Source organism: Pseudomonas sp. LB1P83 (genome assembly GCF_054897885.1).
Window position 1 is genome coordinate 3,513,864 of sequence record NZ_CM142709.1, and the last position, 11,137, is coordinate 3,525,000.

The 11,137-nt window shown below is 58.4% G+C and carries 8 protein-coding genes and 2 rRNA genes (1 of these 10 running past the window's edge); 8 read left to right on the top strand and 2 right to left on the bottom strand.

The genetic code is table 11. The annotated features are described in order from the left end of the window. Positions 1–11 precede the first annotated feature (11 nt). The 8 genes from ACYZTY_RS16095 (at position 12) to ACYZTY_RS16130 (ending at position 9,307) form a co-directional block, all read left to right on the top strand. Positions 12–1,196 (top strand): aminotransferase class V-fold PLP-dependent enzyme, encoded by a 1,185-nt coding sequence (locus ACYZTY_RS16095; protein WP_461954538.1) that lies wholly within the window; start codon positions 12–14, stop codon positions 1,194–1,196. Between the two features lie 85 nt (positions 1,197–1,281). After that, positions 1,282–1,797, top strand: coding sequence for a sigma-70 family RNA polymerase sigma factor (locus ACYZTY_RS16100; protein WP_461954539.1), 516 nt, complete (start codon positions 1,282–1,284; stop codon positions 1,795–1,797). After that, positions 1,798–2,775 (top strand): FecR domain-containing protein, encoded by a 978-nt coding sequence (locus ACYZTY_RS16105; protein ID WP_461954540.1) that lies wholly within the window; start codon positions 1,798–1,800, stop codon positions 2,773–2,775. It begins immediately after the preceding gene. A gap of 99 nt (positions 2,776–2,874) precedes the next feature. Then, positions 2,875–5,289, top strand: coding sequence for a TonB-dependent siderophore receptor (locus tag ACYZTY_RS16110; protein WP_461954541.1), 2,415 nt, complete (start codon positions 2,875–2,877; stop codon positions 5,287–5,289). A 64-nt stretch (positions 5,290–5,353) separates the two neighbouring features. Continuing rightward, positions 5,354–6,541 (top strand): ABC transporter substrate-binding protein, encoded by a 1,188-nt coding sequence (locus ACYZTY_RS16115; RefSeq protein WP_461954542.1) that lies wholly within the window; start codon positions 5,354–5,356, stop codon positions 6,539–6,541. Further along, a complete protein-coding gene (locus ACYZTY_RS16120; protein ID WP_461954543.1) occupies positions 6,538–7,599 on the top strand; it encodes a FecCD family ABC transporter permease in 1,062 nt (353 codons plus the stop codon). The genes ACYZTY_RS16115 and ACYZTY_RS16120 overlap by 4 nt, the downstream gene beginning before the upstream one ends. After that, on the top strand, positions 7,593–8,348 hold the full coding sequence (locus ACYZTY_RS16125) for an ABC transporter ATP-binding protein (RefSeq protein WP_461954544.1): 756 nt from the start codon (positions 7,593–7,595) through the stop codon (positions 8,346–8,348). The genes ACYZTY_RS16120 and ACYZTY_RS16125 overlap by 7 nt, the downstream gene beginning before the upstream one ends. A 143-nt stretch (positions 8,349–8,491) precedes the next feature. Next, positions 8,492–9,307, top strand: coding sequence for a DUF1206 domain-containing protein (locus ACYZTY_RS16130; protein WP_461954545.1), 816 nt, complete (start codon positions 8,492–8,494; stop codon positions 9,305–9,307). A gap of 132 nt (positions 9,308–9,439) precedes the next feature. Here ACYZTY_RS16130 and rrf read toward each other — a convergent pair. Continuing rightward, positions 9,440–9,555 (bottom strand): 5S ribosomal RNA (rrf, locus tag ACYZTY_RS16135). Between the two features lie 154 nt (positions 9,556–9,709). After that, a 23S ribosomal RNA gene (locus ACYZTY_RS16140) occupies positions 9,710–11,137 on the bottom strand (it continues 1,464 nt past the right edge of the window).

The window sequence follows — 11,137 nt, forward strand, 5'->3', positions numbered from 1 at the left end:
GGAGTTTGCTTTTGAACATTGCACAACTGCGCGCCGACACACCCGGTGTCGAGCAGCTGATTCACTTCAACAACGCCGGCGCGGCTTTGATGCCTGACCCGGTGATCGACGTCATGACGCGCCACCTGCAACTCGAAGCGCGCCTCGGTGGCTACGAAGCGGCCAGCCTGCGCGCGGCTGAACTGGAGAATGTCTACGGCGCCATCGGCCGCCTGATCAACGCTGATCCCGACGAAATCGCCGTCATCGAAAACGCCACCCGCGCCTGGGACATGGCCTTTTACTCATTGCCGCTGCGACCCGGTGATGTGGTGCTGACCTCCACCACCGAATACGCTGGCAACTTCATTCCCTATCTGCAACTGAAAAAGCAGCGAGGCATTGAGATCCGGATCATCCCCAACGATGAACAGGGCCAGGTTTCGCTTCCCGCCTTGCAGGACATGTTGGGCGATGATCGCGTGGCGTTGGTGTCGTTGCCGGTGATCGCGACCAACGGCGGACCTGTTCAGCCCATCGAGCAGATCGGTGCGCTGGCCCGGGACGCGGGCGTGCTGTATTTGCTCGACGCGTGCCAGGGTGTCGGGCAAATGCCGATCGATGTGCGAAAAATCGGCTGTCACCTTCTCGCCGCGACCAGCCGAAAATACCTTCGAGGCCCCAGGGGCATGGGCTTTCTATATGTTGAAAAGTCCCTGTGCCAAAACCTCGAGCCGGCGTTTCTCGACCTGCATGCCGCGTCGTTGCTGACGCCAGACACGTTCAAGATCCGTGACGATGCACGACGCTTCGAAAACTGGGAGTGCAACGTGGCCGCGAAACTTGGCCTGGGTGCAGCGGTTGAATACGCACTGGCGCAAGGCATCGAGCCGATGTGGCAGCGCATTCAGCAACTGGCGAACCACTTGCGTCTGCGGCTGGCCGAAGTGCCTGGCGTCACACTTCGGGACAGGGGCGCCCTCACGTCAGGCATCGTGACGTTTACGCGCCAGGGCAGCAGCGCCGCGGACGTACAGCATTGGCTGGCGGGACAAGCCAAGCGAATCAACGTCTCCACCTCGACATTCCGCTCAACCCTGCTCGACATGCAACAACGAGGTTTACAAGAAGTCAGCCGTGCCTCGGTCCACGCCTACAACACCGAAGGCGAAATCGACACCCTGATTGAAGCGCTGATGCACCTGCCGAAAATCTGAAAACAGGATTCAGAATCACCCTTGCGTCGGAGCGTCTTTGTCAATTAGCATTGGGAATACTTCTCAATTGCAAAAAACTGCCGCCATGAGCGATTCCCTTCCCGCGAACAACAGCAATCACCTGCGCGCGATCGAGGCCCTGTACAGCGGCCATCACGGCTGGCTGTACGCCACGCTGCGAAAAAAACTGGGCAACGCCATGGATGCGGCGGATCTGGCGCAGGACACCTTCACTCGCATACTGGCCTCCCAGGTCACGGTCATCGAGCAGCCCCGGGCCTACCTGAGCTGCGTGGCCAAGGGCATTCTCATCAATTGGTATCAGCGCAAGGCGCTCGAACGCGCCTACCTTGATGCCCTCACGCACCTGCCCGCACCCGAAGTGCCTTCGCCGGAATTGCGTTTCATGGTGCTGGAAACCCTGCACGAGATCGACGCGATGCTCGACACGCTCCCACCACTGGTCAAACGCGCGTTTTTGCTGTCGCAGATCGGCGGCCTGAAATACGACGATATCGCCGCGCAGCTGAACGTCTCGCTGATCACCGTCAAGCGCTACATGAAGCAGGCCTTCGTGCAGTGCCTGATGCTGGTGGAATGAATGCTCACTCGTCGCAATGACCCGCAACTCGACAGCAAGGTGCTCGAAGAAGCCGCCGAGTGGCTGATGCGCTTGAGTGAAAGTGAGCTCAGCGATACCGAACGTGCCGAATGGGAATGCTGGAAGGCCAGCACTCCCGAACGTGATCGTGCCTGGTCTCGCGCACAGTTACTGCAGAGCAAGCTCGGCGGGTTGCCATCGTCATTGGCGATGTCGGCACTGGATCGCCCGAGCAATCCCGAACGTCGCATGGCCCTGGGCAAACTGGCCATGCTGCTGGCTGTGCTACCGGCCGGTTGGGGTAGCTGGAAACTGGTTGAGTCGCAGCAATGGTCCGCCGACTACCGGACGGCTGTGGGCCAGCGTCGCGAGTTGACCCTGGCCGACGGCTCGCACATCACTCTGAATACCGACACCGCCATCGATGTGATCTTCGACGCCAATCAGCGGCTCATCAACCTGCGCGAAGGCGAAATACTGGTGCAGACCGCGCCCGATATTTCGCCGCTGGCACGCCCCTTTCTGGTCGGCACACGCCAGGGACGGATGCAGGCATTGGGCACGCGATTCACTGTTCGCGAACTGCAGCCCCGCACCCATCTCGCGGTACTGGACGGCGCGGTGAGGGTCGAATTGGCGGATAGCAGTCAATCCGCCCCGCTGATCATCAACGCCGGACAGCGCACCGATTTTTCATCCCGCACGTTTGGCCCGGTGAACCCGACAGACCGCTACGTCGGTGCCTGGACCCGAGGCATGCTCATGGCCGACAAGATGCGGCTTGCGGATTTCGTCGCCGAGCTGGCGCGTTATCGCAAAGGCTTCGTGCGGTGTGATCCGGCCATTGCCGACCTGCTCATTTCTGGCGCCTTCCCCATCAGCGATACCCAGCGCACGCTGAACATGCTGGTGCAAACCTACCCGGTACTCGTCACCGGTCACTTGAGCGGTTACTGGGTGACGCTCTCTCCCGCCTGACCTCGTGCAAAAAAAGTGGCCGCAGGGTGATACTTTTTTTGATTTCAACTGGCAAGGAGAGGAAGAACCTTTCCCTCTCGTCTTTAGGGTCATCCATTAATGCTCGTTGCACGACCCCTGCGCCCGGATCGTCCGCTCAAGCCAATGATTTGCAGTGTGTTGCTCAGCCTTGCCCTGGCTGCAGCCGCCTGTCCGCTTGCCTTGGCCGCCGTACCCGCGCAACAGGACGCTTCCGTGGTCCGTGCTTACACCATTGCCCCCGGGCCGCTCGGCGCAACCCTGTCGAGCTTTGCCGTGGATGCCGATATTGCCTTGTCATTCCAGCCTTCGATCACCGAAGGCTTGATCAGTCCAGGGTTGTCCGGCACTTACTCCACGCAGGACGCAATCACACGCTTGCTGGCCGGAAGTGGCCTGGAAATGGTGTTACGCGACGACGGCAGTTACACCTTGGTAGTACGCCAGTTGACCCTGGACGAAACCGCGATCAATGGCACCGACCGACGTACCGACAACCTGCCCCCCGTGTACCCGGGGGGCCAGGTCGCCAGCGGCGGACGCCTCGGCATACTGGGCAATACCGATGTGATGGACGCGCCTTTCAGCATCAGCACCTACACCTCGACGTTGATCAAGGATCAGCAGGCGGTCACCGTGGGCGATGTGCTGGAGCGTGACTCCTCGGTGCGCTCCACGGGCCAGACCGGCGGTATCGTCGATTCGTTTTTCATCCGTGGATTTCCCGTCGGCGAAGGCAATCTCGGTGAGCTGGCGTTCGACGGCGTGTACGGTGTCGCATCCAACTACCGGGTGTTCACCGAGTACGTCGAACGCATCGAAGTGGTGAAAGGCCCCGGCGCCCTGCTCTACGGCATGTCGCCCAACAGCGCCGTTGGCGGCGTGATCAACGTCGTACCCAAACGCTCCCTTGACAAGGACTTGACCCGGTTCACCGCCAGTTACGGCATGGATTCGCAGCTCGGTGGCCACATCGACGTCAGTCGCCGGTTTGGTGAGGAACGCCGGTTCGGTGTACGGATCAACGGCAGTGTCCAGCAAGGCGACACGGTCATCGACAAGCAATCCCGGGACGTCGACATCGGCGCCATCTCCCTGGATTATGAGGGTGATCGCCTGCGGACCACCCTGGATCTGATCAGCCAGAAAGAACAATTCGACGCCGCGTCTCGACCGTTCCTCATCGCACCGGGCGTACCGATTCCCTCTGCGGCCAACGGCCGTACCAGCGTGAGCCAGGACTGGGGTTGGTCAGAAACCCGTGACCAGTCGGCGTTGTTCGGTGGCGAATACGACGTTGACGATACCCTGACCGTATTTGCCCACGCCGGTGGCGGCAAATCGGATGTGGCGCGCATGTCCGATCAGACCCCGACCATCATCAACGCTGCGGGTGACACGTCTTCAATCCCCGGTTACTACAAATTCGAAGTCCAGCGTTACACGGTCGACGCCGGAGCCCGCCTGCGTTTCGACACCGGGCCGGTGAGTCACAGCACCGTCCTGCAGGCCACCCGTTATCGCGATGAGTTGTCCCGAGGCATCATTTCCGGCCAGGCGATACTGTCGAACATTTACCACCCGATCGACCGTCCGGAACCCTCCATCGCCAAACCGGATACGCCGAAAATCTCCGAGAGCGAACTGTCAGGCGTGGCCCTGGCCGATACCCTTTCGGTGCTGGACGAGCGTTTGCAAGTCACCGTCGGTTTGCGCAAACAGAACATCAAATCCGATAACTACAACGCGGCCGGGACGGTCACGACCTCCTACGACAAAAGCGATACCACGCCGCTGTTCGGCGTCGTTGCCAAACCCTGGGACCACGTGTCGTTCTACTACAACTACATCGAAGGCCTGAGCAAGGGAGACATCGCACCGTCCTCCGCCTCGAACGCAGGGGAGATTTTTTCACCTTACATCTCCCGGCAACAGGAGGTCGGCGTCAAGGTCGACTACGGCAGCTTCATGTCCACACTGGCCCTGTTCCAGATCCAGAAGCCCAGCGGCGAGCTGTCGTCCGGGAGGTTCTCGGTACAGGGCGAGCAGCGCAATCGTGGCATCGAGTTGAGCCTGTTTGGCGAAATTGCCCAAGGCACGCGTTTGCTCGGTGGCGTGACCCTCCTCGATGGGGAGCTGACCAAGACCGGTGTTGCTGCCAACCGTGGCAATAAACCGGTCGGCGTTCCGAACGTTCAAGCCAACCTCTGGGCGGAATGGGACACCCCGTGGGTCAAGGGGCTGACGCTGACCAGTGGCGCGATCTACACCGCCAGCCAGTACGTGAACCAGGCCAACACCCAGGAACTCGATGCCTGGACCCGCTTCGATGCCGGGGCACGCTTTACTACCCGCATTGCGGAACATCCGACCACCTTGCGCGCCACCGTGCAGAACGTGTTCGACCGCGAGTATTGGTCGGGCGTCGCGTCCTACGGGGCGTTCTCCCAAGGCTCACCACGCACCCTGCTGCTGTCGGCCACCGTCGATTTCTGAAACGTCCGCCCCGGCGCGGCGACTTGAGCCGTTGTCCGGTCTGGCTACTGCAAAGGAATACATCATGGTTACCTTTTTTCGACGACCCCAAGACTTCGCTGCGTTGCTGTTCGCAGGACTGCTGGGCCTGTCGCTGTGTTCTCTGACGCCACGCAACGCACACGCCGCGAATCCGGACCCCGCGCTCGGCACGGTGACCGATTTGCTGGGGCGCAAGGTCAAGGTGCACCTCCCGGTCAGGCGCGTCATTCTCGGTGAGGGGCGCCAGTTGTACCTGGTCGCTGCGCTGGATACGCAAAACCCCATTGAACGCATCGTCGGCTGGCGCAAGGACTTGATCCAGTCAGACCCGGACACCTACGGCGCCTACCTGCGCAAGTTTCCCGCCATCGCAAAGATCCCGACGTTTGGCGGGTTTGAAGACGGCACCTTCGACATCGAGCAAGCGATCTCCCAGCGACCCGATGTGATCATCCTCAACATCGAGGCGCAGCACGCCACCGAAGATGCGCGTTACATCGAGAAACTCGACGCCCTGGGAATTCCCGTGGTTTACGTCGATTTTCGCAACAACCCGATGCAAAACACCGAGCCGACCATGCGCCTGTTCGGCCAGCTGTTTGGCAAGGAACAGCGCGCCGAAGCCTTTATCGACTTTCGCAACCAGCAGATCCATCGCGTCACCGACGTCATCGAGGCGCGCCATCCTTCGCGCCCCAGCGTGTTTATCGAACGCATCGGTGGCTATACCGATGATTGCTGCCTGAGTTTCGGCAATGAAAATTTCGGCCTTTTTGTCGACATGGCCGGTGGCAACAACATTGCCCGAAGCATCATTCCCAGCACCTTTGGCCAGCTGAACCCTGAGCAAGTCATCGTCGCCGACCCGGACCAGGTCGTTGTCACCAGCGCCAACTGGGAAGCCTTTGCACCCGGTGGCCATTGGGTCGGCGTCGGCCCGGGTGCGGACATGAATCAAGCCAGACGCAAACTGGCGTGGTACACACAACGCCCGGCCTACGCGGGCATCAAGGCTCAGAAGGATCAAGCCTTTCATGCCATCTGGCACCAGTTCTACAACAGTCCCTACCAGTTCGCGGCCATCCAGCAATTGGCGAAATGGTTTCATCCGACGCTGTTTACCGATCTGGATCCGGACGCGTCGTTGCGCGAACTGCATGAGCGATTTCTGCCGGTGCCTTACGAGCCCGGCTATTTCGTCAGTCTGGACAAGCCTGAGGTCAAGCAATGAGCTCACTGAACGAAGCAATGGTCGTTCAGCGCGACACCTACCGTCGATTGGTGCTGCGCAAACGCCTGATCCTTGGCGGGCTCATGGTGTTACTGATTTGCAGCGTGCTGCTTGATCTGGCCCTCGGGCCGGCGAGCTACAGCCTCACTGAAGTGCTCGGCGCGCTGTTCTCGCCGGACACCGCTTCAGCGCAAGTACGGGTGGTGATGTGGGAAATCCGTCTGCCCGTGGCGCTGATGGCCGTCGCAGTGGGTGCCGCGTTGTCGTTGGCGGGCGCGCAGATGCAGACGATCCTCAACAACCCGCTGGCCAGTCCGTTCACGCTGGGCATTTCCGCCGCCGCCAGTTTCGGCGCCGCCATGGGCCTGGCATTTGGCGTGGCGCTATTCCCGCTGGCGGCGCAGTACATGGTGCCGGTGAATGCGTTCATCATGGCCATGCTGTCAGCGCTGCTGATCCACTTCCTGAGCATGCGCCGTGGGGTCACCGCCGAGACCATCGTGCTGCTCGGTATTGCCTTGGTGTTTACCTTTAATGCGCTGTTGGCCCTGGTGCAGTTTTTTGCCACCGAACAAGCCGTGGCGGCCGTGGTGTTCTGGACCATGGGCAGCCTGACCAAAGCCACGTGGCCGAAACTCGGGGTCATTTGCCTGGTCATCCTGATCACCGTGCCGATCTTTGCCAAACGCGCCTGGGCACTGACGGCCCTGCGGCTGGGCGATGACAAGGCCGCAAGTTTCGGGATCAACGTACGCAGCCTGCGTTTTCAGACGCTGATCATGGTCAGCCTGCTCGCTTCGTTCCCGGTCGCCTTTGTCGGCACCATCGGGTTTATCGGACTGGTCGGCCCGCACATCGCACGGATGCTGATTGGCGAGGATCAACGGTTCTTCCTGCCAGCCTCTTTACTGACGGGCTCGCTGATACTTTCCGCCAGTTCGGTCGTGAGCAAAACCCTGATCCCGGGCGCGATTTTCCCCATCGGCGTCGTCACCTCTCTGATCGGCGTGCCGTTCTTCATATCTCTGATTCTCAGCGGGAAGAAAAACTCATGGTGAAGATCCAGCTTGATAACCTCGGCGCTCGTTATGGGCAGCGCGAGATCATTTCAGGCGTCACCACAGCCTCTTTCAAGGGGGGCCAGGTGGTTGCCGTGGTCGGGCCGAACGCAGCGGGTAAATCCACCTTATTCAAACGCATGGCCGGGCTGATTGACGGGCCGGGCCAGGTCATCCTGCAGGACTCGAAAAAGGGCCATCAGGGTATCAGCTATATGCCTCAAGGCCTGAATGCCAGTGCGCGCCTGACGGTCTACGAATCAGTGCTGCTGGCGCGTAAACAACTGACACCGGGCTGGGTCGTCCACGACGATGAATTGAAACTGGTCGACGAGATCCTCGGTGCGCTCGGGATTACCGAATTGTCCTTTCGTAACCTCGGTGAACTCAGCGGCGGCCAGCAACAGCTGGTGTCCATCGCACAAACACTGGTGCGCGAACCCGAGATCCTGCTGATGGATGAGCCGACCAGCGCGCTGGACATGCACCGGCAGGTGCAAGTGCTGAATTTCATGAGGGCACTCGCTCGTAGACGCGAGGTTATCGTGTTCATCGCGATCCACGATCTGAACCAGGCGTTGCGCTTTGCCGACCAGGTGTTGGTGATAGCCGATGGGACAGCTCAAGGCAGCGGACCGAGCAACGAGGTGATTACCGAATTGATGCTGCGCAACGTCTACAAGGTCGAGGCGCGGATCGAAACCTGCAGTCGGGGACAGCACCATATCCTGATTGACGATATCGTTTGATCGCGGGAGCCCTCTAACCGATGGGTAGCCGGAAGAGGGAATCCTCAAGTGAGCGTAAATTGAGTTGATCAACCCTGCCTTCAATCGAACCCCTCCCGACTCAAAAGGTCTGCTCTATTATTACTTCTGCGGAATTAGCTGCCATGTCTGCGCACAACAGCCTTGTTGTACTCGCTCGGGGAGGTTATGCCGCTCGAGGCGTTCTTTACCTGATCATTGGTATCTTCGCGCTGCTGGCGGCTCAAGATTCGACAAAACCGAAGGACGGTCACAGGAGCCTTGAAGCCTTGTTAAGCCAGCCATTCGGTTATGTTTTAGTCGGTTTAGTGGTGGCGGGCCTGTTTGCCTTCGCCGGTTGGCGAGTGTTGCAAGCCATACGCGATGTGGATCATCACGGTAACAAAATGAAGGGTTTGGTCATTCGGACAGGGTTGTTGGCGGGAGCTGTAGTCAACGGCGCGCTGGCGTTTTTTGCGTTGGGCTTACTCATTAGCGGCATCAGAACCTCGGGCAAGTCCGGGGGTGGACAAACCGAGGATTTACTGGCGCATCTGTTGTCCTGGGAACACTCGAATGTATTAGTGTACCTCGTCGCACTCGTCCCACTCGGCGTAGGCATTGCTCACATCATCAAGGGGTGGAAGTCGTCGTTCGAGAAATATTTTGAAGCTGACGAAGACGTCATGCGGTACGTCCGTCCGGTGTCTCGGTTCGGTCTTATAGCCCGTGGAGTTGTCTTTATTGAGATCGCAGTGTTGCTGATATTCAGTGGCTCCCGCTATAAAGCCTTGGATCCGCCAGGCATGAAGGAGGCTCTCGATGCTCTCCAGAACCTGCCGGCCGGAGGCGTGATTTTGATGGTGATGGCCTTGGGGTTGATCGCATTTTCGGTTTACAGCTTGTCCGAAGCGGCTTGGCGCAAGATAAACATGGATGTGCCTGGAGTACAGAAAGCATAGCGGTATAAGTTTCACTGACGGTGCTGCTGGAACTTGGGATAGCCGCTGGACTATCCCTTTTTTTGTCACGTCACTTTCCTGCGGACAAAACAAAACCCCAACTGCTTGCGCAATTGGGGTTTCGGAATTTAATCTTGACGATGACCTACTCTCACATGGGGAAACCCCACACTACCATCGGCGATGCATCGTTTCACTGCTGAGTTCGGGATGGGATCAGGTGGTTCCAATGCTCTATGGTCGTCAAGAAATTCGGTAGCCGGGTCGTTCTCTCTTGCGAGGTCACGCTCCAGCGAATGGGTATGCGATAGTTTGGTGTTTTGCGAGTATCTCGAACTTTCGGTTCGTTTCGTCTTCACACACCGCAATCTGGCTTTTACGCACAAATTGCTTGGGTGTTATATGGTCAAGCCTCACGGGCAATTAGTATTGGTTAGCTCAACGCCTCACAGCGCTTACACACCCAACCTATCAACGTCGTAGTCTTCGACGGCCCTTCAGGGGACTCAAGGTCCCAGTGAGATCTCATCTTGAGGCTAGTTTCCCGCTTAGATGCTTTCAGCGGTTATCTATTCCGAACATAGCTACCCGGCAATGCCACTGGCGTGACAACCGGAACACCAGAGGTTCGTCCACTCCGGTCCTCTCGTACTAGGAGCAGCCCCTCTCAAATCTCAAACGTCCACGGCAGATAGGGACCGAACTGTCTCACGACGTTCTAAACCCAGCTCGCGTACCACTTTAAATGGCGAACAGCCATACCCTTGGGACCGGCTTCAGCCCCAGGATGTGATGAGCCGACATCGAGGTGCCAAACACCGCCGTCGATATGAACTCTTGGGCGGTATCAGCCTGTTATCCCCGGAGTACCTTTTATCCGTTGAGCGATGGCCCTTCCATACAGAACCACCGGATCACTAAGACCTACTTTCGTACCTGCTCGACGTGTCTGTCTCGCAGTCAAGCGCGCTTTTGCCTTTATACTCTACGACCGATTTCCGACCGGTCTGAGCGCACCTTCGTACTCCTCCGTTACTCTTTAGGAGGAGACCGCCCCAGTCAAACTACCCACCATACACTGTCCTCGATCCGGATAACGGACCTGAGTTAGAACCTCAAAGTTGCCAGGGTGGTATTTCAAGGTTGGCTCCACGCGAACTGGCGTCCACGCTTCAAAGCCTCCCACCTATCCTACACAAGCAAATTCAAAGTCCAGTGCAAAGCTATAGTAAAGGTTCACGGGGTCTTTCCGTCTAGCCGCGGATACACTGCATCTTCACAGCGATTTCAATTTCACTGAGTCTCGGGTGGAGACAGCGCCGCCATCGTTACGCCATTCGTGCAGGTCGGAACTTACCCGACAAGGAATTTCGCTACCTTAGGACCGTTATAGTTACGGCCGCCGTTTACCGGGGCTTCGATCAAGAGCTTCGCGTTAGCTAACCCCATCAATTAACCTTCCGGCACCGGGCAGGCGTCACACCCTATACGTCCACTTTCGTGTTTGCAGAGTGCTGTGTTTTTAATAAACAGTCGCAGCGGCCTGGTATCTTCGACCGGCATGGGCTTACGCAGTAAATGCTTCACCCTCACCGGCGCACCTTCTCCCGAAGTTACGGTGCCATTTTGCCTAGTTCCTTCACCCGAGTTCTCTCAAGCGCCTTGGTATTCTCTACCCAACCACCTGTGTCGGTTTGGGGTACGGTTCCTGGTTACCTGAAGCTTAGAAGCTTTTCTTGGAAGCATGGCATCAACCACTTCGTGTTCTAAAAGAACACTCGTCATCAGCTCTCGGCCTTAGAATCCCGGATTTACCTAAGATTCCAGCCT

What these genes read in the sequence shown, in the direction of transcription:
- ACYZTY_RS16130 (WP_461954545.1), top strand. Translation starts at nt 8,492, where the DNA reads ATGTCTGCGCACAACAGCCTTGTTGTACTCGCTCGGGGAGGTTATGCC.
- ACYZTY_RS16120 (WP_461954543.1), top strand. Translation starts at nt 6,538, where the DNA reads ATGAGCTCACTGAACGAAGCAATGGTCGTTCAGCGCGACACCTACCGT.
- ACYZTY_RS16125 (WP_461954544.1), top strand. Translation starts at nt 7,593, where the DNA reads ATGGTGAAGATCCAGCTTGATAACCTCGGCGCTCGTTATGGGCAGCGC.
- ACYZTY_RS16100 (WP_461954539.1), top strand. Translation starts at nt 1,282, where the DNA reads ATGAGCGATTCCCTTCCCGCGAACAACAGCAATCACCTGCGCGCGATC.
- ACYZTY_RS16110 (WP_461954541.1), top strand. Translation starts at nt 2,875, where the DNA reads ATGCTCGTTGCACGACCCCTGCGCCCGGATCGTCCGCTCAAGCCAATG.
- ACYZTY_RS16105 (WP_461954540.1), top strand. Translation starts at nt 1,798, where the DNA reads ATGCTCACTCGTCGCAATGACCCGCAACTCGACAGCAAGGTGCTCGAA.
- ACYZTY_RS16115 (WP_461954542.1), top strand. Translation starts at nt 5,354, where the DNA reads ATGGTTACCTTTTTTCGACGACCCCAAGACTTCGCTGCGTTGCTGTTC.